This window comes from Saccharopolyspora sp. NPDC000995, assembly GCF_053599315.1.
The window spans coordinates 23,491-44,197 of the sequence record NZ_JBSFLZ010000047.1; the positions used below are offsets into that span (position 1 = coordinate 23,491).

Below are 20,707 nucleotides of genomic sequence, written 5' to 3' on the forward strand. Positions count from 1 at the left end.
GTGCGTGTCGTTTTCGGGTGGCCTCGGATCGGATCACCTGGATGTCGCAGGAGGAGTCAGACGAGTTCCTCGCGGACGAGCACGTCCAATGTGGACAGCGGCAGTGCGCCGTGCCCCAGGATCGCGTCGTGGAACCGGCGGATGTCGAAAGCGGCGCCGAGACGATCGCGGGCCGTGCGGCGGATCCGCTCGATCTCCAAGCGCCCCAACAGGTACGACAACGCCTGGCCGGGAACGCTGATGTAGCGGTCGATCTCGGACGCGGCCTCCAGCCGGGACAGCGTGGTGTGCGCGAGCAGGTAGTCCAGCGCATGCTGCCAGCCCCACCCGAACTCGTGCAGTCCGGTGTCGACGACCAGTCGCGCGGCGCACAGCAGGTCCTGCACGACCATGCCCAGCCGCGCCAGGTCGTCGGAGTACAGCCCCATCTCGTCGGCCAGCCGCTCGGTGTAGAGGCCCCAGCCCTCGGTGTAGGCCGTGATGCTGATCAACCTGCGTAGCAGCGGCAGGTCGGCCCGGTCCTGTGCCAGTCTGAACTGCAGGTGGTGACCGGGCACGACCTCGTGGAAGGCGATCACCTCGGAGGCGAACCGTGGCCGCTGCTCGGCCTGCTCGGTGTTGGCGAAGTACACGCCGGGCCGCGAACCGTCCAGCGCCGGCGCCAGGTAGACGCCGATCGGCGTGCTGGCCGACGCGGTGCCGGGCACCGGGCGCACCTCGCACGGTTGGCTCGGCAGCCGCCCGAACCACTGCGGCGCCACGGCTTCGGCCTTGGTGATCGCGCTGCGCGCGGCGGTCAGCAGTTCTTCGCCGTCCTTCCAGTACAACGCCGAGTCCGCTCGCAGCCTTCGCAGCACCGCATCGGGATCGGATTCGCCCCAGATGTTCGCGCCGAGCTCGCCGATCTCGCCGCGCAGCGACAAGAGGTGGGTCTGCCCGATCTTGTGCAGCTCTTCCGGGGTGTGCTCGGTGGTGGTCTGGCTGTGCACCAGCCGCCGGTAGATCTCGCGGCCGCCGTTGATCCAGCACAGCCCGGGCTGCTCGGTGGGGCGCGAGTGCTGGGCGATCTCGGCGGCGAGCACGTTCCGGTACTCCCGCAGCGCCGGATGCACCACCTCGACCAGCAGCCGCTTGCGCTCCTCCTGCAGCGCCGGGCCGGGTAGTTCCGGGGTGAGCAGCGGGTCGGCGTCGGGCTCGGCGAGGTAGCCGTCGAGGTGCTCGATCGCGTTGTCGACGAGCGGTCGAACCGGCACCCGTCCGGCGGCGACTCCTTCGCGGTGCCGCTGCGCGGCGGCAGCGGTGAACTCGGGGATCTGCCGCAGCCGCAGCAAGAAGTCCTCGACCTGCGGCGCGTCGCCGACAGGCACCTGGCCCAGCCGGAACAGCACGCCCGCGACCGGCGCGAACAGGTTCCCGATTACGGTGTACTCGGGTGAGCGGGCGTCGAACTGGTCGACCAGCGCCTGCGCTTGGTGCACGACCACCGCGATGGTCAGCCGCTGCTCCAGATCGGCGTGCGCGGTGTCCACCGCCATCGCCCGGACCCGGATGTTCTCGGCGCGTTCCCGCAGCGTGAGCTCGTTTCCTGCGGATATGTCCGACAGCCGGTCGTCGCGGCCCCGAATGCCGTAGAGCGTCGCGCCGACCGGGTCTGCGTCGAACAAGACGGCCAGCAGTTCCTCGGCGAGTTGCGCGGGCGTGCTCACAGCGTTCCATCCTGCCTCAACGGTCCGACTGACCGCTGGGTTGAACGGGGCGGGGACAATGAAGGGGTGGATCCGCTGCACGACCCCGACGACGAAGCCCTGCTCCACCCCAGGCAGGCCCGAGACCTCGCAGGGCTGGTCGAGACCGCGCGACTGGCATCGGCCGTCGTGCGCTACGGGCTGCGCACCCGGGTCGGCGCGGCGACCGTGGTGCTCAACCAGGACAACCCCTTGCCCGCCGCGAACCACGCGTGCGCCTTGTGGGGAACCCTCGCGGAGATCGCCGGAACCCTGCTGGAACTGGAGCAGGTCTTCGCCGAGGCGGGCCTCGCCGAGGCCGTCGTCTACGCCTCGCCGACCACGGTCGCGGAGATTGAGGGCATCGCCGACGACGCCGGTTGGCGCGCGGTGGAAGAACTCGTGGCGCTGCTGCACCGGTTCCGCCAGGACGCCACGGGAGGGGCACGTCCAGCCGTGGACCGCGACCTACCCCAGATCGTGGACCTGATCGCCGACGACGCCGGGCTCTCCGACCCGGACGAGCGGCTGCTGCTGCGCAACTTCGGACACCGGATCGATGACCCGCGCTGCGTGCTGCGCGTCGTCGAAGACCCCGGTGCCGATCGCATCGCGGGATTCGCCCAGGGCTTCGTCGAGCGCGGCATCGGCCTGGTCGAGCAGGTGGTCGTGCGGCCCGGCCGGCGGCGCCGCGGCGTCGGGCGGGAACTGGTCGCGGACGTCGTCGAGGAACTGCGCGGGCGCGGAGCGCTGCTGGTCGCGGCGCACACCGAAGAGGGCGGGACGGCGGAGCGGTTCGCGGAGGCGTGCGGCTTCGAGGTGGTCTACGCGGTGACCGCCTACGCGCGCCGGATCGATGATCTGCTGTGACGAAGACCGCTTGGAGCTTGTTCTCAACCCAGTTCGCGTAGCGTGCGGGTGGCAAACCTCAGGGGCTGTCTCGCTGTGGGATCCCCGACATCATGAATGCCAACCACGTCCATGAATGCCAACCACATCGGGGCTGTCCCCGCGAAATAGCCCGGGGTGTGGGGCGTCCCGCAGGGCAGTGTTGCGGTCGGTCAAGCGCTGCGCCACCGCGCCTACCGGGCGGCGATGCTGTCTAATTTCAGCAACGGTTGGGCCGTTTACGGTGTCCGCATCGCGCTCGTTCCGCTCTTCGTGGTCGAAGCCCTGCGCTCCACCCAGTCGATGGCCGGCATCGCGTTGTCAGTGTTCGCACTAAGCAACGCCGCGGTGCTGTTGCTGTCGGGCCGGGTCGCGGGCAAGCGCGGCCGCAAGCCGCTGGTGCTCATCGGGCTGGCCGTCTCCGGTCTGGCCACCGCGTCGCTCGGCGTCACCGACTCCATCCCGTGGTTCCTCGCCGCGTCGCTGATCGCGGGCCTGGGCGCCGGAATCCTCAACCCCGCCCAGAACGCCGCGGTCGCCGACATCATCGGCGCGAAGGGCAAGGGCGGTCCGGTGCTGGCCGCGTTCCAGATGTCCGCCGACTTCGGCGCGATCCTCGGTCCGCTGATCGCCGGCATGCTCGCCGACACGATGTCCTACGGCGTGGCGTTCGCCGTCACCGGCTTCACCGCGGTGCTCGGCCTGCTGGCCTGGATCGGCGCCCCGGAGACCCGCCCGGCCACCCCGCCCCGCGCCGAACCCACCACCGAGGCGGCTTGAGCCCCGGGATCCTTCCCAGGTGAGGAGAAAGCCGCGATTTCGCGCGAATCGCGCCTTCGACCGCGCGCCGGTCCCGGTCCGGATCAGGCGAACTCGATCGAGTCGCCGCGCGGCCCGCCGCCCCGCACGCTGGACGCACGAGGGGCAGGTGTCCGGTCGGGGATCGTCGGGTATCCCGGCACTGGCGTCGTGACCCGCGGCGTCGTGACTTTCGTGTGCCTGCCGATGCGGGAGGACGACATGAGCACGACCACCGGAATTCCCGGCAACGAGCTGGCCGAGGAACTGCTGCTGCGGGAGCTGCGCCACCTGCACCAGACCCGCAACGAGACCTTCCTGCACGGCTCGCCGGATGCGCTTCGGGAGCACACGGCGCGCACGTTCGAGCTCGAACAGGAGTACCTGCGGCGGCACCCGGAACGCGAGGTGGATCCCCGCCGCACCCGCTCCGGTGCGAGAGGAGAGCCGCAACATGCCTGAGCCACGCGTCGTGATCATCGGCGGCGGACACGTCGGCCTGACCCTCGCGCTGCGCCTGCAGCGGAAGATGAAGCCCGGAGAAGCCAGGGTCACGGTGATCGACACCCAACCGCACATGACTTACCAGCCGTTCCTGCCGGAGGCCGCGGCCGGCTCGCTCGAACCGCGGCATGTGGTGGTGCCGCTGCGGGAGGCGCTGCGTAACTGCGAGGTGCTGACCGCGCAGGTCTCCTGCATCGACCACGCCCAGCAGCGGCTGACCGCGACCCTCGGCGACGGCAAGATCGAGCGCTTCGGCTACGACATGCTGGTGGTCGTGCCCGGCTCGATCTCGCGGGCGCTGCCCATCCCGGGCCTGGCCGAGCAGGGCGTCGGGTTCAAGACCATCGGCGAGGCGATTTACCTGCGCAACCACGTGCTGTCCAGATTGGACATCGCCGCCAGCACCACCGACGAACGGCTCCGCCGCAGGCTGCTGACGTTCGTGTTCGTCGGCGGCGGCTACGCGGGCATCGAGGCGATGGCCGAGCTGGAGAGCATGGCGCGCTACGCGATCCGCAGCTACCCGCAGGTCTCGTCCCAGGAAATGCGCTGGGTGCTGGTCGAGGCGATGGGCCGGATCATGCCCGAAGTCAGCCTGCCGATGAGCGAGTACACCAAGGGACGGCTGGAGGAACGCGGCATCGAGGTGAAGCTGAACACCATCGCGAGGTCCTTCGTGGACGGTCACGCGGTGCTCTCAGACGGCGACGAGTTCGACGCCGACACCGTGGTGTGGACGGCCGGGGTGAAGCCGCATCCGATGCTGGAGGACAGTGACCTGCCGAGGGACGCCAAGGGCCGCGTCGAATGCACGGCGAGGCTCCAGGTCCGTGGCACCCGCAACGTGTTCTCGGCCGGTGACTGCGCTGCGGTCCCGGATCTGACCAGCAGCGACCCGGACGCCCTGTGCAGCCCGTCGGCGCAGCACGCGGTCCGGCAGGCCAAGGTTCTGGCCGACAACATCCTCGCGATGCTGCGCGGCGAACGACTCGTGAACTACAAGCACAAGTATGCGGGGTCGGTGGCGGGGCTCGGCCTGTTCCAGGGCGCCGCCGAGGTCTACGGGGTCAAGCTGAAGGGCCTCCCGGCGTGGCTGCTGCACCGCGGCTACCACCTGGTGAGAATGCCGACCGCATCCCACAAGGCCCGAATCCTCGGTGACTGGCTGATGGAACTGCCGTTCCCCCGCCAGGTCGTCGCGCTAGGCGAACTGCACGACCCCCGAGCCGAGTTCGTCAAGGCCGCCAACACCCGTGGTCTGCCCAAACCGAACGGCCGCGTCGCCGGTTGAGCCATGTCCGGCGCGGAGGAGTTCGTTCCACCGCAGGCCCGCTTGCCGGGCCTGCGCAAGGCGGCGCAGGACTGCCGGGGCTGCGGGCTCTACCGCGACGCGACCCAAGCGGTCTTCGGCGCGGGCCCGGAGACCGCGCGGGTCGTGGTGATCGGCGAACAGCCGGGCGACCAGGAGGACCGGAAGGGCGAACCTTTCGTCGGACCGGCTGGCCGGATGCTGGACCGCGCGTTGGAGGAGGTCGGCATCCGGCGAAGCGAGGCGTACCTCACCAACACCACCAAACACTTCAAGTTCGAGCGCGTGAGCGGGAAGCGGCGCATCCACCAAAAACCGTCCCGCACCGAGGTGAACGCGTGCCGCCCCTGGCTGGACGCCGAACTGCGGGTGGTCAAGCCGCACCTGGTGATCTGCCTCGGCGCGACCGCGGCCCAGGCGATGATGGGCGCGTCGTTCCGGATCACCAAGGAACGCGGCACCGTGCTGGACCTGCCCGATCACGATGCCCAGGTGGTGGCAACTATCCACCCGTCGGCGATTCTTCGCGCCGACGACCGGGAGGCGATGTACCAGGGGTTCGTCGAGGACCTGCAGGTGGCGGCGCAAGCCTTGCGATCACTCCAGGCCGGGTAGCGGCACGACGCCGTCGCGCTCCCAGCGCACCAACCGCCGGGCCTTGCCCGATTCGGCGCGTGGGATGTGGTCGGGCGGTAGGACCCGGACGATGCACGTGATGCCGAGTCGCGCCTGCAGAACGTCCGTGAGCTGGTCCGCCAGGAGGTCGGTGTCGTCGTGCGGGTCCTGCGGCTCGACGGCGATCCGCAACTCCGGCCGCGACCGGTCGCGGAGGTCCTCGACGATCAGGTAGTGCGGTGCCACCCGACGATCGACCAGCAACACGGCTTCGATCTCCGACGGGAACACGTTGACGCCGCGAACGACCAGCATGTCGTCGGTGCGGCCCAGCACCCGGCTCATCCGGCGCAGCGTCCGCGCAGAGCCAGGCACGGGCCCGGCCAGCGCGGCCACGTCGCCGGTCCGGTAGCGCAGCAGCGGGGTGCCGGTCTTCGTCAACGTCGTGAACACCAACTCGCCGACCTCGCCGTCCGGCAGCGGCTCGCCGTCCGCATCGACCACTTCAGGCAAGAAGTGGTCCTCGGCGACGTTCAGCAGGCCCTCGGAGTCCAACGACTCGCATGCCACACCCGGGCCGATCACCTCGGTGAGCCCGTAGATGTTGAGCGCCCGCAACCCCAGCAGCCCCTCGATGCTCAACCGCATCTCGTCGGTCCAAGGCTCGGCCCCGAACAACCCCACCCGGAGCGACAACTGCTCGGCGGTGATCCCGGTCGACGCGAACGCCTCGCCGAGGTAGATCGCATACGACGGTGTGCAGCACAACACATCGGGGCGCAGATCGAGCAACAACCGGAGCTGCCGGTCGGTGGCGCCGCTGGACGCCGGAATCACGGTCGCGCCGATCCGCGTCGCCCCGTGGTGCACGCCGAGCCCGCCGGTGAACAGGCCGTACCCGTAGGCGCAGTGCACGACGCTTCGCCGCGTCACGCCTGCTCCGCCCAATGCCCGCGCCATCACCTCCGCCCACACGGCGACGTCGCGCGCGGTGTAGGGCACCAGCGTCGCCCGCCCCAACGTGCCGGACGTGCCGTGCACGCAGACGACGTCCTCGTCGGCGGCGGTGCGCAGGCCGAACGGGTAGTAATCCCAGAAGTCCTGCTTGGAGACGAACGGCAACCGGTGCAAATCGGCGAGCCCCGCGTCGGAGCCCGCCGAGATGCCGCAGTCCCGAAGTCGCCCGGCCTGCACGCCGCCGGCGGCCAGCAGCCGGTCGACCAACCTGCGCAACCGATGTTCCTGCAGTTCACGGCGCCTCTCGGGATCAGCCCCCTCGGCCTCGGGAGCCACCAGCGAAGGACACACGTGCTGTGCTGTCGCCACGCCCCAGGGTGTAGCAGCTCGACCGGAGCCCTGGGTAGATCCAAGAGGGGGACCCCCTGAAAACCCCTCCGGAAGCCTGTTGTACTGTATTGACACAACGAGATGAGCGGTTCGGGAAGGAACACCGGACGAACCGAACACTCGGGGAAATAGTACGAGGGGCTGTGGCGCAGCTGGTAGCGCACTTGACTGGCAGTCAAGGGGTCACGGGTTCGAATCCCGTCAGCTCCACCATACAGGGAGAAACACCAGGTCAGACGGTGTTTCTCCCTCTTTTTGTGCCCGGGTTACCGCTTCACCAGGTGTTGCACTGAGTTCGGCGACACCTTGACTAGAGCATGATCGACACGGGAAGTAAGCGCACAAAGGCGCCCAAGCGTTTGACTCAACCGGATCTACCGCGACCGGCCGACGAGACTTTGGTCGACTTACCTCGACGAGTGCGACCAGTCGCCGAGTGCGGCGAACAGGAGCCCGAACACTCGCTACAACTACGAACTTGCTGTGACGCAGTTCGCCGACTATCTCGCCACGCTCAGCCCCGAGGAACTCGCCGGGGTCGGCGACGATGCCGGCGACGCCGTCGAGGACCCGACCGCGGTGGAGCGTGGTCAGGTCGAGCTGTTCGTCGGGTGGATGATCGAGACACGGTCGGCAAGCTCGGCGGTGAACAAGTTCAAGTGCTTGCAGCAGTTTTTCCGGTACTTGGTGGACGAGGATGAGATGCCGCGGTCGCCACTGAATCGGATGCCGCAACCTACGACGCCGAAAAAGCTCGTTCCGGTTCTCGATGACGACCTCACTGCCCGGCTATTCGCCACGTGCGACGGCAAGAGCTTCTCGGATCGCCGAGACACCGCCATCATTTGATTGCTGTTCGACACCGGCGGGCGTCTCTCGGAGGTCACAAACCTGTCGTTGACCGACGTCGATCTCAAGACCGACACGTTGCAGATCCTGGGAAAAGGGGATAAGTACCGGGCGGTGCCATTCGGCGCGAACACCGGTCGCGCTTTGAGTAGGTATCTGCGGGCGCGTGCGAAGCAACCGGGGGCGGAGTTGCCGAACTTGTGGCTGTCCAGTCGGGGGCCGAAGCCTCTGCGCGCGAACGGCGTCAAGATCATGCTTCGGCGCCGAGGTGAAGACGCGGGAATCGAGCGGGTGCACGCCCACCGGTTCCGGCACACTCTCGCTCACGAATGGAAGGTGCAGGGCGGCAACGATTCCGCACTGATGGAAGTCATGGGGTGGGCTTCCGCTGAAATGGTGCGCCACTACGGCAGGGCCGCCGCGCAAACGCTCGCTCAGCACGCGCATCGCGAAATGGCGCTCGGTGACCGCCTGTAGCTCGATCGGGTAACACGGGTGCGCTGTGCCTGGGTGCATGAGTGAGGCACTGACACCGGCACAGCGCACCCTGCGCGCGAAGATCGCCGCACACCGATCGTGGGGGAACACCGAAGACCGAGCAGCACGAACCGCCGCAGCCCGCCGAGCGGCTCACGACCGGTTCGAGCGCGAGGTCGACCCCGACGGCGTCCTGCCGCCCGAAGGAGCGCGCCCGACGAGCGGAGTCGGCTCGCAAGGCGCACTACTCGGCGATGGCATTCAAGAGCGCCAAGGCCCGCCGGCGAGGCCCAAGCTCGGCGCGAAGCCTCGGTCGCGATACCTCGGAATGACAAGCACCCCGCCCGGCACCTTCCGGACGGGGCGCAATGGCTCGTTCGTTAGCTGTCGAGCTCGCCCGTCTTGACTGCTGTGAGGAAGGTTGACCAGGTCGACCGGTCGAACACGAACGCGGCGCCCTGGGGGTCTTTGCTGTCGCGTACGGCGGTGACGTGGCCGAGACTGGCGATCTCGACGCAGTTGTTGTTACCGGTGGTACGACTGGACTTGCGCCAGGTAACCGGCCCAAGCTCTGGGGCTCGCATGTAGCCCTCCTAGGTGAGTTCCTCGATCCGCCGTTCGAGCAACGTCGCCGACTCTCTGTCGCCGAGTGCTGTCACACGCAGCTTATCGAACACTTCGGCATACACGGCCGTGTGGCTGGGCCGGTCGAGGTAATCGGCATCCGTGAGTCCTTCGAGGTAGGCAAAGGTTGCCACGGGGTCGGCGAGATGGATCAACGTGAACGACGTCCCGAGCGCGATGTGCTCGCCAGTCTTGAACGGGAGCACTTGGATCGTGACGTGGCGAAGCTGGCCGATCTCGACGAGGTGCTGGAGCTGGGCACGCAGTACGTGCCGACCTCCAACTTCCCGGTACAGCGCGGCCTCGCCAAGCACCACCCACAGCGAGGGCGGGTTATCGGCATGGAGTCGCTTGCCGCGTAGTACGCGCTCCGCCACCCGCGCCTCAATCTCGTCGGCGGTATTGGCAACCGACAGCGAGAGGCCGATTCTGTCCCGCATCGTGCTATGAGCACGACCGGGCCGAAGCGGTACCTGCCGATGACGTGGCGTGTCGAACGGGTCTCGCCAACCGAGGTGTACACGTTCCGCTGGGGGCGCGGTGCCGGGTATTTGACCGTGCATCGCGGCGACATCGGCAGCTCACACGAGAACGATCGCCTCATCGACACCGTCCACATTGGCCGGGACTGGGTCGATGAGCCGGACGTCGCCGCCCAAGCGCGGTTGTGGTTGCGCTCGCGGATCGGTCCCCGCCGCCGAGGCGCCTGAGATTTCGAAGCCGCTCGATGTCGATGTCCCCGATCGTTGGCATCGAGCTCGGCCGGTCGGTGCGGGCTTCCCCCTCCCAGCGCACCGACCGGCCACCCAATTCCGTTCCCGCTCGAAAGGGGTCACCGCATGCCCGACCCACGTAGTGATCAGCCCGAGGTGGCAGGTCCGCCGATCCCGGTGCCAGTTGAGATCGATCCCGTGGCGACTGGCGTAGGAAATGAAGCCGACCATATCCAAGGCGAGGACGAATGCGATGACTGAGTAGTTCCCCGCTGTTATCAGCTCCGGCCGACACTGTAGATCACGAACTGCGGCGTCGGCCTGCTTTTTGTGCGCTGGGCCGTTCGAGTGAGATGGCCCTGCTCGGCAGGTGACCTGTTCCGACGGGGCCAGCACTCATTACGTAATCGGTAAGGTGCGGGCTGCCGATCATGAGCGGGGAGGGTTTGTGGCATACGGAGACCGGCACGTGTTTCAAGAACACGGAGACGTAGCACCATCGGTGCTCAACCCGGAGACTGTTGCGCCACTGGATGGTGACGAGGATCTGCCGGCGACCGTGTACCTGCCGGCCGAGCGAGTCAACAAGGGCGACAAGGACGTCACGCTGGAGCTTCGCGACACGGCGGACGGCCACCGGGCGCTTTTGGCGTTCACGTCAATGAAGCAGCTCGTCGACGGATGTGGGGACGGTCAGCCGTGGGTCGCTGTGCAGGGTGAGCAGGTCGAGGACATCAAGAGCCGTAGCGGCGCTGACGTTGTCGTGTGGGATGCCGCATTGCCGCCCGAAGAACGTCGCACGAGGTTTCAGCAGGGGGACTGAATGACAGACCTGAACGCGAACCCGGCGCTGTTGGAAGCGCTGGCAAGCAGACTCCGCAACGCGAGCGCGGACCTGGAAAGCCAAGCAGTGCCCCCGCCGGATCCGCAGGTCGGCGTCGTCACCGGCGCCGTGCAGGGCGCGCTTGCGCTTTTGACTGACGCTTTGGGTAATCTCTCGATCGGCATGGGCGCGATCGGTGACGCCACGGCCGAAAGCCGAGCCGTCTACGTCGAGCACGACTACGAGCACGCTGCCGCCATCCAGGCAGCCGAGCTCGACGCCGAGCAACCTCGATAGCGCTCACTGGGGAAGGGCACTGAACACATGTCGCTGGATACCGAAGTCAAGGGAGATCCAGTCAGTCTGACTGCCGTCTGCGACTGGGCGAACAAGCAGTCCGAGGGCGCCGAGGAAGCAGCTCGGCAAGTCCAGCTCACCAGTGCCGAGTCGGAGTCAGGGTGGCTCGGCGCCGCAGCGGACGGTTTCCGCGCAGTGTTGATCGTGGCAGGCATGATGGCCGACACCGAGGTCCGGGTACTGCAAGACACCTGCCGCGCGTTGCAAACCCACGCGGACGACCTGAACACGGTCAAGGCGATGATGCAACGAGCCCAAGATGTGGCCGCTCTCGGAGGCCTTGTGGTCCCACGGCTTCAAGATCGAAGAACCGGGGCCCGCGCCGGCCGATCCGAAGCCACTGCCCACAGGGCGGCCGGCCACCCCGGAGGAGACGCAGCAGCATGCGGCGGCGGTCGAAGCCCAACGGGCGTTTGACCGAAAGGCACAGGCGTACGCAGAGGCCAGCCAGATTGTGAAGGATGCGCGGGACAAGGAATCGCAGTCCCAACACGTACTTGTGCGGTTCCTCTCGGGTGTCTTCGACCCGGCGAAACTTTCGCTCACGCTGATCGGGAGTTTCGAGGAGACGTCTGCCGGTCACCCTAAAGCCGCGTGAGCGAGAGCTGTCGACGTTTATTGGGGGCATGATGTTGACGATGTTGCGCAAATGGGGTTTGACTTCCGATCAACTTTTCGCCGCAGGAGTCGGTTCGATCGCTCTGAGTGTGTTCAGCTGGGCCTTCTCGATCAACACCGAAAACACCGCCCGCGCGGATCGCTGGGGCATATTCGTCGGTGAATGGGCGCCCACCTTCTTCGCGCTCGGCGCCGCCCTGCGAGTCGACGAAACCAAACACCCCAAGATCAAAGGCTAGCGAACAATCCTGCGCGACTGTCCCCGTGGCCCCCTCATTGGGACCGGGGGCGGTACCACCTGATGGCGATCGTCGAGTGCGCATCAAAGCCCGGTCGACACTCGCGGTTGGTGGTTGTCTTCGAATACGGCATGTGTTTCTTCGTAGCCCACAGGCAGGCAACCGCGTGCCAGAAGTGCGGATCGCGCAGTGGCCTGATGTCACGGCGGCCCAGTCGTAGATCCGCTGCGCCCGGGCGCCTCGCCGCAGGACAGGCGGTGCCACGCGGCCTCGATCTCGACAATCGTCGACCGCGTCGCTACGAATCCAACGTCGGCGCCCACTAACTCGCGGCACGCGCCGCACCGTTCAAGGCGGCCGCGACGAAAGCCGAACGACCGGAACAGCACAACAACGCCTCCGTGCAATAATGTCTTCTGCGCGAAGCACGAGATATCAGCGCACCACTAGATCGTGAAGCGGGCGGGGGAACTGAGACGATTTAGTGCGGTGGGCTCGGCCACGGTCTATTCCGAGCGCAGCTGGTAGCGGCGCTCTGCGTAGGCGAGATCATCCCGCCACAGTCGCGCGGCTGCACGGCGCATGAACGGTCGGAGGACAGGCGCGGCCGCCCTCGCAACGCCGAATCCAGGTCGCTGCGAGTGTGCGATGACGGCTTCGACGACCGCCGTCCGCGGGCTCCCGTCGTCTCTGAAACCCAGTGGGGTAGCGTGGGTTTCGACGACGCTGCCCACGCCCTCCCCGTCGATGATCCGCATGACGACGGTCCGCGGCTCGGGGCAGGTGAACTCCGCGCACACGGGTACGCCCAGCCCCGGCGCCACGAGAAAGGTCACCGCGACGACGAAACGGTCGTCGGTCTCATCCACATCGGACTCCCGAGGAGCATGCAGGACGCGGAGGCGGGTGAACGAATAGGGGTGGAACCAGCTGCCGTGCCAGGGATCGAGCCGATTCGCGATGACGTCACCGGGCTCGCACGTCCCGACGAGGTTGGCGACCGAGTGGACGCTCGTGGCGAGCGCGGGGCGTTCCGGCAGGAGGGGAGCGGCAGAGGGCTCCTCGCCGCCGACCCGGTCCAGCCGCACCCACGCCAGGACGCCGTCGTCGTGACTGGGCAGGACCCGCCAGCCGCAGTCGCTCGTCTCCGCGAGGCGCAGGCCGTGCCACCGGCAGAGCAGGTCGCCGCCGGACACGCGCGCCAAGGCCAACGGGGCGCCCAGGTGCGGGCAGGCACCGGGCCCGACGAGGAGCTTGCCCGTTTCGTTCCGCCACGCCACCAGCTCGACCCCGGCCACGCTGAAGCCGTGCGGCCGGTCGAGGCGGATGTCCCGGCTGCCGGCGAAGGCGAACCAGTTGCCGGAAGGCCGTGCCTGCGCGCGCTTGAGCGCGGCGGTGATCAGCTCCGGGCGGGCGTCGCGGTACGTCGGCTCCTGCCGCGCCCACGGCGTGCGGGTAATCGCCTGCAGCGGCCAAGTGCGCGGCCACCATCGGCGCAGCCAGTTCTCGGTCCTCATCACCTCATCACCTTCCTCGAGCGGCCCATGCGCGCAGCGGAGCGAGCCGGCCGCGCGTCGGCACGCTCGTGAGTTCGTGCCCGGCGAGGCCCCACATGGCGAGCAGTCCGTTGGCGGCGTGCCATCCGGTGGCCGCAGCTCGTTCCATCAGGGCGACCGGCAGATCGATGCGGATTGCGTCACCGGCGAGGACCAACCCGTCGAACGGCGTCCGGACGCGGGGACGCCGGGAGAAGTCGCCGAGGCCGAACAGGGGGCAGTCCTGGCGCCACTGCGACAGTTCCGCGACGATCCGCGCGCCGACGGTTTCCGGGTAGACCTCGTGGAGGCGATCGAGGAGGCGGATGCGCAGTGCCCGGGCTCGGGCCGCTTCGTCGCCGGGGCCGGACTCCGCGGCGTAGGCGTGCAGTTCCACGACCGCGCCCCCACAGTAATCGGCCCACGTGCGGGCTTCGCGCTCGTACCGGTTCAACACGCTGATGTTGTCCAGTGGTGGCCGGCCGCTCGTCGCGAGGAACGCGGGCCGTTCCGGCGCGACGGGACGGTCCAGCCACAGCCGGTGCACCAGAAACGGCGGTGCGGTGCGCAATCCCAGCACTTGTTTGCGCCACGCCGGATCCCGCAGATCCGGCGATGCGGCGACGACCGAGCGCAGGCCCGCGACGTCCAGGGCCAGCACCACGCCGTCAGCAGGCAGCGCCTCACCTTCTTCGGTGCGCACGCGGAACCGGGGATCTGCGCGGTCGATGCCGGTGACCTCAACACCGGTGCGCAACCGCACGCGCCGCTCCCCCAGGAAGGCCCGCAGCGGATTCCAAAGCGCGGTGTCGAACGCCGCGTCGGGGACGTCGAACACCAGGCCCTCGGCCGATCCGAGGAAATAGAGGTGGAACATCGCGGCGAGCTCAGCGGCGGACATCTCCCGTGGTGGGGCGAAGAAGCTCCGGGAGAAGACCTCGAACGCCAGGTGCCGCGCCGAAGGCGGGAAGTTGATGCGCCGCAACAGCGTCTCGGCGTCGGTGTGGTCGAGCTGTTCGTAAATTTCCGGCACAGACACCGCAGCGAGCGGAGCGGCCGCATGCGGGTCGAGCACCAGCAGGTCCCGCAACCGGAAGGTCGGGCTGCGCAGCGCGAAGAACAGCGCGTTCCACGGTGGGGTGCGCGGCAGCCCGCGGAAGGTGTCGCGGCCGCCGTGGGCGTCCAGGAGGGGGTAGTCCTCCACCGAGCGAAGCCGCGTCAGCGCCGGATCGGCGCGCCGCAGGAGTGCGCGAAGGTTGTAGTACTGGCGGAAGAAGGCGTGGAAACCCCGGCTCATCGATAGGGGAGTGCCGTCCGCAGCGCGTTCGCTCCACGCGCCGACTCGGCCGCCGAGGTAGTCCTCGCGTTCGACCACGGTGACGTCGACACCGCGTTCGGCGAGCCCGGTGGCCGCGGCCAGGCCCGCGATCCCTGCGCCAGCCACGACGGCGCGGGGACGCCGGGGGAGCACGTCGGCGTGCGCGGCGCCCTGCGGCGCGAGGTGCCTGACCGCACGCGGATCGCGCGGCCCGGTTCCCTTCATTCGTCCTCCCGACCCGGGTTCGTCGCCAGGAAGGTGTGCACCACACCGCGTTGCCATCCGGTCATCGTTTCGCTGTGCACGCCGGTGAACCCGGCCTCGGCCAGGCGCTGGCGGAATCTCGCCGCACCGTCGAAGCTCGTGACGCTCCGCCAGAGGTGGCGGTGGAGCGCGCTGTTACCTGTCAGCAGGGACCCGGCGGGGATGATGATCGACCAGCACACCGCGTGCCAGACGGCGGTGGCCACCACCGAGTCGCGGACCGAGTACTCGTGCGCGGCGAAGGTCGCACCGGGGTGCAGCAACGCCCGCAGGATGCGCAACTGCTGGTCCGGGTCGGCAAGGTTTCGGATCAGGTATGCGGCGAAGATCCCGTCGAACGGGCCGGAAACCCCTGCGGCAGCCAGGTTTTCGACCGGGGTTCGGACGAAGTGGACCGAGGCGGGCCAGGACTTCGCCCGGGCCTGGGCGAGCATCTTCGGCGAGGCGTCGATCCCGACGATCTCCGCATGCGGCGCGGCCACCAGCAACGCCGCGGTGGAGGCGCCGGTGCCGCAGCCGACGTCCAGCAGCCGCAGGCCCCGACCGCCGTCCGGGATGCGCATTCTCCGCGCCGACAGCCGCAGATGGGCGTGGTAGCCCGGGTTGGCGCCGACGAGCCGGTCGTAGGCGGCAGCACCCGTGTCGAAGGCCTCCGGCACGGCACTTCGAGCCAGCCCGGTACGCCCGACTCTCATACCGACTCCCCGGCTCGTCGGGCTTGCCGTTCCCACAGCAGCAAGGCGGCGGTGACGAGGGCGAATCCGAACAGGAAGTCCTCCACCGGTATGTCCCAGGGCAACCGGAGCCCGCTGATGTGCTCGGGTGCGTACAGCACGATGGGTGCCGAGAGCTTGGTCAGCCAGCCGTCCACCGGGGCCTGGAAACCCATCACGATCGCCATCGAGATCCAGTAAGCGGATTTGCCAAACAAACCAGTGCGCAGGACTGCGAGCTCCCACCAGCACACCGCGACGGCCGCGAGCACGGCCGGGACCGTGTAGCCCAAGCTAGTCATGAACCCACCTCCTTCGTCGGGCGTCGACGGCGGAGCATGGCCTGCACGCAGCCGTAGGTCAGCAGCCCGCACAACGGGATCACCAGGAAGAACAACAACTCCTCCAACGGGATCGCGAACGGCAGCCGAACACCGGTCACGTGCTTCGGGTTGTAGCTCCAGACCTGCGCCGCGATGGCGATGGCGTCCCAGACCAGGAACACCAGGGCGACCGGCAGCACCGCCCGCGCCAGCCGGGCGGGCCGACGGTAGACACGCGCGCCGAAGAGCTCCAGCGGAGCGGTGACGGCCAGGCAACCGGCGAGGACGAGCAGGTACTCGAACCGCTCCATCACGCCCACCTCCGCGTCGCGGCGGTGAGGTGGTCACCACCACGCACCCGCCTGCGCACCCGCAGCGCCCGCACCAGGCCGGCGGTCGCGAGCCGCGCGCGGCGGAGGCGGCCCACCCTGGCCCGCTGCGCGAACACTGCGAAATCGGCTTCCTCGATCCTGTCCAGTATTTCCGAGTACAACACCACAGCGGTGCCGATGCAGGGCCGGGAAATCGGGTGCAGCAGCGCTATCCCGTTGCTGGCAAAGCGGTAGATTGTCCTGGTTGCCGCGTGCTGGTCCGCTAGGGCGGCCCGGACCCGCGGATCGGTGCGCCGGTGCTGCCGGCACCAGGCCAGCAGGTCGCGGTCCACGCCGAACGCGGCGAGCTCGTCGGCAGGCAGATAGACGCGTCCGCGGTCGAGGTCCTCGGCGACGTCGCGCAGGAAGTTGGTGAGCTGGAAAGCCTTGCCCAGAGCGGCCGCGTGGGCAGCGGCGTCCTCCTCGTCGCACACGGTGCCCAGCACCGGCAGCATCTGCAGGCCGATCGCTTCCGCCGAGCCGCGGACGTAGACGTCGAGAGCCCGCCGGTCGGGGTAGTCGGAAACTGTGAGATCCATGCGCATCGACCGCATGAAGTCCGCGAACAGGCTCCGGCGGATGCCGTGGCGCCGCGCGGCGTCCACGACCGCGGCGAGGACCGGGTCGTCGCTGCGCCCGCTGTCCAGCCCGGCGAACAGCTCCCACGACACGGCGTCGAGACGCGCGGCCAAGTCCTCGGGGCGCGCGTCGGCCGGGGCGGCGTCGACGATGTCGTCGGCCCAGCGGGCGAAGCCGTAGAGCGCGTGCACCGCCGGGCGCTGGGCGGGTGCGAGCAGCCGGGTGGCGAGGTAGTAGGTCTTGCCGTGCTGGGCGTTGATCCGGCGGCAGAGAAGGTACGCCGCCCGCAGTCGCGGGTCGATGATCCCGGCAGCGTCCAGGCAGCCGGTCATCGCGCCGCTGCCGGTCCGAGGACGGTCCGAGCGGGGCGCGTGGTACCCGTGATCCGATCCGCCGCCAGCCGGCCGGAGATCAGCGTGGTCGGTACGCCGACACCCGGCACCGTGCTGCCACCCGCCAGCACCGCGTTCTCTACCCCTCGCGGAAGGTTCCGCGGCCGGAAGGGACCGGTCTGCGCCGCGGTGTGCGCGAGGGCGAACGGCGTCCCGCCGACCATTCCGGCGCGCTCCCAGTCGGCGGGGGTAACGACATGACTTACCTCGACGGCCGCGTCCACTCCGGGTAGCAAGCGCGTGCTCACGTGCGCGAGCAGTTCCTCGACGTACGGGCTAGTCACCCGATCCCAGTCGATGCGCCCGCGCTCCGAGTTCGGCGCCGGGGCGAGGATGTAAAGCAGGTCGCGGTTGTCGGGTGCGAGGGCGGGATCGGTGGCGGTCGGCCGAGTCACCAGCAGTGAGGGGTCGCTCATGAGGCTCCCGTCCCGGATCAGCTCGCGAAGGGTGGCACGCCACTTCGCGCCGAAGAGGATCGTGTGATGCGCGGTGTCCGGCCACTGCTGCCGAGCTCCGACGTGCAGCACGACTGCGGACGGGGCGGCTCGCAGTCGCAACGGTCGACGCGGGGTACGTCCGAGGAGCCGGTACGCCAGCGGCAGTTCGGTGGTCAGCACGACCGCGTCCGCGGGAAAGCGCCGCCCGTCGGCGGTGCGCACCGCGCGCACGCGGCTGCCGGACTTCTCCAGGGCAACGACGGTGCTCCGGTAGTGGAAGCGGACTCCGGCGGCGCAGGCGGCGGCGGCGAGCGCGTCCGGCAACGCCCGCATACCGCCCCGCGGGAACGACACGCCCGCGACCGTGTCCATGTAGGAGATCACCGCATACGCGGCAAGCGCATGCTGCGGGGACAGACCGACGTACAGCGACTGGAACGAGAACACCCGCCGCAGCCGCTCGTCACGGAGGAACCGGCCGATCGCCTGCTCGAGGCGGCCAAACGCGCCCATCGCGGCCAGCCGGGCCAGCGATGGCGTCAGCAGCGAGAACGGGGAGTCGGTGTTGGCGGCGACGAACCGATCGAATTCGAGCCGGTACAGCTCCGTCAACCACGACCTCAGGCGGCGATACCCCTCGGCATCCGCTGGACCGGCGAACTCGCGCACCGCACCAGTCATCGCCTCAGGGTCGCTGTGCACGTCGAGACGGCTGCCGTCGGCGAACTGCGCCCGGTAGGCAGGATGAACCGGGTGAAGGTCCAGCCGGTCGGCGAGTGCCTCCCCGACCGCCGCCAGGGTGTCGGCGACGACATCGGGCATGGTGAGCACGGTCGGGCCGGTGTCGAGCCGATACCCACCGAGGTCGAGCCGCCCCGCGCGACCGCCGGGAGTCGCGTTCCGCTCGACAACGGTGACCTCGCGCCCGCGACCTGCCAGGTGCAGCGCGGAAGCCAGCCCGGCCAGCCCGGCGCCCACCACCACGATTCGATCCGTAGGGCCCCCCACCACCCGCATTCCCGGCCCCCCTTACCCCGGTTGCGTGCGTCCTTCACCCACCCTGAAGCACCGCGACAGGATTTGCATCCGCCCGCACACCGGGCGAGATCCCCGCGGCTTCCCACGGTCGGTCGACTGGACGTCCGCACACCGGGTCACGCGCGGCGGTCGTGTCGATGAGCAGGCCACGGGGCCACAGCGTGGCGGAGCGCAACCGGCGCGTCGGAGGAACGCGACGAGGCGAATCGGGTGCTGGAGACGAGCTGCCCGTCGTCCGCGCCAAGCGTAGCGAGCCGACATCACGGCTGGCTCCGTCCTGGAGCACTGCGCAATCCCCACCCGCACTGGAGTGGCGGGATCAGCGCCGACGGGAGACCCTTCCGCCGAGACGTCCCGGCCAGTGCAGGCCGTCCGTCCGGCCTTCTGCCAGGACGTCTTGATGGGGGTGGGAGGCCGCCGACCAACGGTCGACACGGCGCGATCACTTGCCGCGAACCGCGCTGCAGCACCGACATGAGGGGGCCGGATGCACCACCTTCGGCCGAAAGGACCGGCTGTCGGCGAGGGCGAGCGCGGTCGCACTGATCGCGGAGCCTCTCCCGGTTCTTCTCCGCTCGGCGACGGTGAACGCTCGGACCTGGAGAGCTGGTCGACCAACGTACGTGCTCGGACCCGGGAACTCGTGCGCGACTTCGTCCACGAGCAGTGGGCATACCACGTGCGCGGTGTGGAAGGTGACGACCTCCTCCGCGATCTCCTCGGAGAGTACGCCGCGAGCGGGAAATACCTGCGGTCCACGTTGACCTACCTCGGGTGGCGATGCGGAGCGAAAGCGGGCGAACACGCGTTCCGCGCTGCGGGTAGCGCTGAGCTCCTGCACGCCGCCGCACTGCTGCAAGACGACGTCATGGACGATTCCGCCCTGCGGCGCGGGCGCCCTGCCGCGCACGTCCAGCTCGAACAGTGGCACCGAAGCCGGGGCGTGCCGGGATCGTCGAGCCGGTTCGGTAGGTCTGCTGCCACGCTGCTCGGCAACCTGTTCCTGGTGTGGTCGGAGCAAATGCTGCGCGAGAGCGGGATGAGCGCCGCGGCGCTGGCGCGTGGCTGGCCGTACTACGACGCGATGCGCAGCGAACTCGCCGTGGGCCAGTTCGTCGATCTCCTCAATGACGCTCGACGGAAACCTTGCTTCCGCCACGTGCTCGACGTGATGTCCCGGAAGTCAGGAAACTACTCGGTACGTCGGCCACTTGAACTCGGTGCTGCGCTCGCCGGTTGCTCACCGCCGCTGCTGGAGGTTCTGGGCGGGTACGGCGACTTGGTGGGGCAGGCCTTCCAACTCCGCGACGACCTCCTCGGCACCTTCGGAGAGGCGTCCGCGACCGGGAAGCCCAGCGCGCACGATCTGCGGACGCACAAGGCCACCAGCGTCGTCGCCCTCGCCTACGAGCTCGCCACGCCGACAGCACGCGGCGAGATGGACCGCCTGTCGCAAGCGGACGCATCCGACGAGGATGACATCGAAAGCTGGCAGGTCCTGTTGGCGGCCACCGGCGCCGTCGACGTCGTCGAGAACCTCATGCGCAGTCGCGTCGAGGAAGCGGTCCGACTCGTTGGCCAATGCCCGGACCTGGGCGGGCTCTGTCGAGGGCTTCTGGCTGACATGGCCTTTCGGTGCTTTGAGCGAACGACCTAGGGCAGTCCGTCCCAGATCAGGGTCACCGGCTGGCTGTCGAAGTGCTCGTGCAGCGCGGTGAGGAACCCGATCAGGGAACCCGTGTTGTAGGTGCCTTTTCTGACCCTGGTGGTTAATTCTCGGGTTGAGTGAGGGTGTGTTGGGCAGGCCCGGGATGATGATCTTGCGGCAGTCTTGTGGTGTCTGGCCGCAGGA

Annotated in this window: 24 protein-coding genes, 1 tRNA gene and 1 pseudogene; 14 read left to right on the plus strand and 12 right to left on the minus strand. The window is 68.7% G+C overall.

Translation table 11 applies throughout. The annotated features are described in order from the left end of the window. Positions 1–56: 56 nt before the first annotated feature. On the minus strand, positions 57–1,706 hold the full coding sequence (locus tag ACWDKQ_RS17435; protein WP_450139766.1) for a DUF885 domain-containing protein: 1,650 nt from the start codon (positions 1,704–1,706) through the stop codon (positions 57–59). A 66-nt stretch (positions 1,707–1,772) separates the two neighbouring features. Between ACWDKQ_RS17435 and ACWDKQ_RS17440 the strand changes: the two genes are divergently transcribed. The 5 genes from ACWDKQ_RS17440 (at position 1,773) to ACWDKQ_RS17460 (ending at position 5,838) form a co-directional block, all read left to right on the plus strand. Continuing rightward, positions 1,773–2,594, plus strand: coding sequence for a GNAT family N-acetyltransferase (locus ACWDKQ_RS17440; protein ID WP_450139767.1), 822 nt, complete (start codon positions 1,773–1,775; stop codon positions 2,592–2,594). 156 nt (positions 2,595–2,750) lie between these two features. Then, positions 2,751–3,392: an MFS transporter gene (locus tag ACWDKQ_RS17445; RefSeq protein ID WP_450139768.1), complete on the plus strand. Its 642-nt coding sequence runs from the start codon at positions 2,751–2,753 to the stop codon at positions 3,390–3,392. 240 nt (positions 3,393–3,632) lie between these two features. Next, the gene (locus tag ACWDKQ_RS17450; RefSeq protein ID WP_450139769.1) at positions 3,633–3,872 is read left to right on the plus strand and encodes a DUF6158 family protein; all 240 of its coding nucleotides are present in this window, start codon (positions 3,633–3,635) and stop codon (positions 3,870–3,872) included. Then, positions 3,865–5,205, plus strand: a complete 1,341-nt coding sequence (locus ACWDKQ_RS17455; RefSeq protein WP_450139770.1) for an NAD(P)/FAD-dependent oxidoreductase — start codon at positions 3,865–3,867, stop codon at positions 5,203–5,205. Before ACWDKQ_RS17450 ends, ACWDKQ_RS17455 begins: the two co-directional genes overlap by 8 nt. A gap of 3 nt (positions 5,206–5,208) precedes the next feature. Continuing rightward, positions 5,209–5,838 (plus strand): UdgX family uracil-DNA binding protein, encoded by a 630-nt coding sequence (locus ACWDKQ_RS17460; protein WP_450139771.1) that lies wholly within the window; start codon positions 5,209–5,211, stop codon positions 5,836–5,838. On the opposite strand, the gene ACWDKQ_RS17465 is transcribed toward ACWDKQ_RS17460, so the two are convergent. After that, a complete protein-coding gene (locus ACWDKQ_RS17465) occupies positions 5,821–7,071 on the minus strand; it encodes a phenylacetate--CoA ligase family protein (RefSeq protein ID WP_450139772.1) in 1,251 nt (416 codons plus the stop codon). The genes ACWDKQ_RS17460 and ACWDKQ_RS17465 overlap by 18 nt on opposite strands. A 251-nt stretch (positions 7,072–7,322) precedes the next feature. Between ACWDKQ_RS17465 and ACWDKQ_RS17470 the strand changes: the two genes are divergently transcribed. The 3 genes from ACWDKQ_RS17470 (at position 7,323) to ACWDKQ_RS17480 (ending at position 8,511) form a co-directional block, all read left to right on the plus strand. Further along, positions 7,323–7,398, plus strand: a tRNA-Ala gene (locus ACWDKQ_RS17470). 270 nt (positions 7,399–7,668) lie between these two features. Further along, positions 7,669–8,034 (plus strand): hypothetical protein, encoded by a 366-nt coding sequence (locus ACWDKQ_RS17475; protein WP_450139773.1) that lies wholly within the window; start codon positions 7,669–7,671, stop codon positions 8,032–8,034. Further along, positions 8,035–8,511 (plus strand): tyrosine-type recombinase/integrase, encoded by a 477-nt coding sequence (locus ACWDKQ_RS17480; protein WP_450139774.1) that lies wholly within the window; start codon positions 8,035–8,037, stop codon positions 8,509–8,511. It abuts the gene before it with no gap. Positions 8,512–8,891: 380 nt separating this feature from the next. Here ACWDKQ_RS17480 and ACWDKQ_RS17485 read toward each other — a convergent pair whose 3' ends face one another. Next, entirely contained in the window at positions 8,892–9,095 is a 204-nt protein-coding gene (locus ACWDKQ_RS17485; protein ID WP_450139775.1) for a DUF397 domain-containing protein, read from the minus strand. Positions 9,096–9,104: 9 nt separating this feature from the next. After that, a complete protein-coding gene (locus ACWDKQ_RS17490; RefSeq protein ID WP_450139776.1) occupies positions 9,105–9,575 on the minus strand; it encodes a DUF5753 domain-containing protein in 471 nt (156 codons plus the stop codon). 6 nt (positions 9,576–9,581) lie between these two features. Here ACWDKQ_RS17490 and ACWDKQ_RS17495 point away from each other — a divergent pair, with 6 nt between their 5' ends. The 5 genes from ACWDKQ_RS17495 to ACWDKQ_RS17515 all read left to right on the plus strand — a co-directional run bounded on the left by ACWDKQ_RS17495 (position 9,582) and on the right by ACWDKQ_RS17515 (position 11,885). Then, a complete protein-coding gene (locus tag ACWDKQ_RS17495; RefSeq protein WP_450139777.1) occupies positions 9,582–9,845 on the plus strand; it encodes a hypothetical protein in 264 nt (87 codons plus the stop codon). Positions 9,846–10,296: 451 nt separating this feature from the next. Then, positions 10,297–10,671: an SAV_915 family protein gene (locus ACWDKQ_RS17500; RefSeq protein ID WP_450139778.1), complete on the plus strand. Its 375-nt coding sequence runs from the start codon at positions 10,297–10,299 to the stop codon at positions 10,669–10,671. Continuing rightward, positions 10,672–10,968: a hypothetical protein gene (locus ACWDKQ_RS17505; protein WP_450139779.1), complete on the plus strand. Its 297-nt coding sequence runs from the start codon at positions 10,672–10,674 to the stop codon at positions 10,966–10,968. Positions 10,969–11,287: 319 nt separating this feature from the next. Then, the gene (locus tag ACWDKQ_RS17510) at positions 11,288–11,626 is read left to right on the plus strand and encodes a hypothetical protein (protein WP_450139780.1); all 339 of its coding nucleotides are present in this window, start codon (positions 11,288–11,290) and stop codon (positions 11,624–11,626) included. 31 nt (positions 11,627–11,657) lie between these two features. Next, positions 11,658–11,885: a hypothetical protein gene (locus ACWDKQ_RS17515; RefSeq protein WP_450139781.1), complete on the plus strand. Its 228-nt coding sequence runs from the start codon at positions 11,658–11,660 to the stop codon at positions 11,883–11,885. A 506-nt stretch (positions 11,886–12,391) separates the two neighbouring features. On the opposite strand, the gene ACWDKQ_RS17520 is transcribed toward ACWDKQ_RS17515, so the two are convergent. The 7 genes from ACWDKQ_RS17520 to crtI are packed head-to-tail and all read right to left on the minus strand — an operon-like array spanning position 12,392 to position 18,834. Next, complete coding sequence (locus tag ACWDKQ_RS17520; RefSeq protein ID WP_450139782.1) at positions 12,392–13,402, minus strand: DUF5914 domain-containing protein; 1,011 nt, start codon at positions 13,400–13,402, stop codon at positions 12,392–12,394. Positions 13,403–13,409: 7 nt separating this feature from the next. Next, positions 13,410–14,963: an FAD-dependent oxidoreductase gene (locus tag ACWDKQ_RS17525; protein ID WP_450139783.1), complete on the minus strand. Its 1,554-nt coding sequence runs from the start codon at positions 14,961–14,963 to the stop codon at positions 13,410–13,412. Further along, positions 14,960–15,697 carry a class I SAM-dependent methyltransferase gene (locus ACWDKQ_RS17530; protein ID WP_450139784.1) on the minus strand — a complete coding sequence of 246 codons (738 nt, stop codon included), beginning with the start codon at positions 15,695–15,697 and terminating at the stop codon, positions 14,960–14,962. The genes ACWDKQ_RS17525 and ACWDKQ_RS17530 overlap by 4 nt, the downstream gene beginning before the upstream one ends. Beyond that, the gene (locus ACWDKQ_RS17535; protein ID WP_168587735.1) at positions 15,694–16,017 is read right to left on the minus strand and encodes a lycopene cyclase domain-containing protein; all 324 of its coding nucleotides are present in this window, start codon (positions 16,015–16,017) and stop codon (positions 15,694–15,696) included. Before ACWDKQ_RS17535 ends, ACWDKQ_RS17530 begins: the two co-directional genes overlap by 4 nt. After that, complete coding sequence (locus ACWDKQ_RS17540; RefSeq protein ID WP_168587736.1) at positions 16,014–16,349, minus strand: lycopene cyclase domain-containing protein; 336 nt, start codon at positions 16,347–16,349, stop codon at positions 16,014–16,016. Before ACWDKQ_RS17540 ends, ACWDKQ_RS17535 begins: the two co-directional genes overlap by 4 nt. Beyond that, entirely contained in the window at positions 16,349–17,320 is a 972-nt protein-coding gene (locus ACWDKQ_RS17545) for a phytoene/squalene synthase family protein (protein ID WP_450139785.1), read from the minus strand. Before ACWDKQ_RS17545 ends, ACWDKQ_RS17540 begins: the two co-directional genes overlap by 1 nt. Beyond that, on the minus strand, positions 17,317–18,834 hold the full coding sequence (crtI, locus tag ACWDKQ_RS17550) for a phytoene desaturase family protein (RefSeq protein WP_450139786.1): 1,518 nt from the start codon (positions 18,832–18,834) through the stop codon (positions 17,317–17,319). The genes ACWDKQ_RS17545 and crtI overlap by 4 nt, the downstream gene beginning before the upstream one ends. 508 nt (positions 18,835–19,342) lie before the next feature. On the opposite strand from crtI, the gene ACWDKQ_RS17555 reads away from it, so the two are divergent. Continuing rightward, on the plus strand, positions 19,343–20,512 hold the full coding sequence (locus ACWDKQ_RS17555; protein ID WP_450139787.1) for a polyprenyl synthetase family protein: 1,170 nt from the start codon (positions 19,343–19,345) through the stop codon (positions 20,510–20,512). Here ACWDKQ_RS17555 and ACWDKQ_RS17560 read toward each other — a convergent pair. Next, a pseudogene (locus ACWDKQ_RS17560) lies at positions 20,509–20,707 on the minus strand (hypothetical protein); the annotation flags it as partial. The gene ACWDKQ_RS17555 and the pseudogene ACWDKQ_RS17560 sit on opposite strands and share 4 nt — an antisense overlap.

Excerpts from the sequence above, each read along its gene's own strand:
- ACWDKQ_RS17490 (WP_450139776.1), bottom strand. The coding sequence starts at position 9,575 with ATGCGGGACAGAATCGGCCTCTCGCTGTCGGTTGCCAATACCGCCGAC.
- crtI (WP_450139786.1), bottom strand. The coding sequence starts at position 18,834 with ATGCGGGTGGTGGGGGGCCCTACGGATCGAATCGTGGTGGTGGGCGCC.
- ACWDKQ_RS17530 (WP_450139784.1), bottom strand. The coding sequence starts at position 15,697 with ATGAGAGTCGGGCGTACCGGGCTGGCTCGAAGTGCCGTGCCGGAGGCC.
- ACWDKQ_RS17460 (WP_450139771.1), top strand. The coding sequence starts at position 5,209 with ATGTCCGGCGCGGAGGAGTTCGTTCCACCGCAGGCCCGCTTGCCGGGC.
- ACWDKQ_RS17515 (WP_450139781.1), top strand. The coding sequence starts at position 11,658 with ATGTTGACGATGTTGCGCAAATGGGGTTTGACTTCCGATCAACTTTTC.
- ACWDKQ_RS17450 (WP_450139769.1), top strand. The coding sequence starts at position 3,633 with ATGAGCACGACCACCGGAATTCCCGGCAACGAGCTGGCCGAGGAACTG.
- ACWDKQ_RS17510 (WP_450139780.1), top strand. The coding sequence starts at position 11,288 with ATGTGGCCGCTCTCGGAGGCCTTGTGGTCCCACGGCTTCAAGATCGAA.
- ACWDKQ_RS17535 (WP_168587735.1), bottom strand. The coding sequence starts at position 16,017 with ATGACTAGCTTGGGCTACACGGTCCCGGCCGTGCTCGCGGCCGTCGCG.
- ACWDKQ_RS17495 (WP_450139777.1), top strand. The coding sequence starts at position 9,582 with ATGAGCACGACCGGGCCGAAGCGGTACCTGCCGATGACGTGGCGTGTC.
- ACWDKQ_RS17520 (WP_450139782.1), bottom strand. The coding sequence starts at position 13,402 with ATGAGGACCGAGAACTGGCTGCGCCGATGGTGGCCGCGCACTTGGCCG.
- ACWDKQ_RS17485 (WP_450139775.1), bottom strand. The coding sequence starts at position 9,095 with ATGCGAGCCCCAGAGCTTGGGCCGGTTACCTGGCGCAAGTCCAGTCGT.
- ACWDKQ_RS17455 (WP_450139770.1), top strand. The coding sequence starts at position 3,865 with ATGCCTGAGCCACGCGTCGTGATCATCGGCGGCGGACACGTCGGCCTG.
- ACWDKQ_RS17540 (WP_168587736.1), bottom strand. The coding sequence starts at position 16,349 with ATGGAGCGGTTCGAGTACCTGCTCGTCCTCGCCGGTTGCCTGGCCGTC.
- ACWDKQ_RS17525 (WP_450139783.1), bottom strand. The coding sequence starts at position 14,963 with ATGAAGGGAACCGGGCCGCGCGATCCGCGTGCGGTCAGGCACCTCGCG.
- ACWDKQ_RS17505 (WP_450139779.1), top strand. The coding sequence starts at position 10,672 with ATGACAGACCTGAACGCGAACCCGGCGCTGTTGGAAGCGCTGGCAAGC.
- ACWDKQ_RS17555 (WP_450139787.1), top strand. The coding sequence starts at position 19,343 with ATGCACCACCTTCGGCCGAAAGGACCGGCTGTCGGCGAGGGCGAGCGC.
- ACWDKQ_RS17545 (WP_450139785.1), bottom strand. The coding sequence starts at position 17,320 with ATGACCGGCTGCCTGGACGCTGCCGGGATCATCGACCCGCGACTGCGG.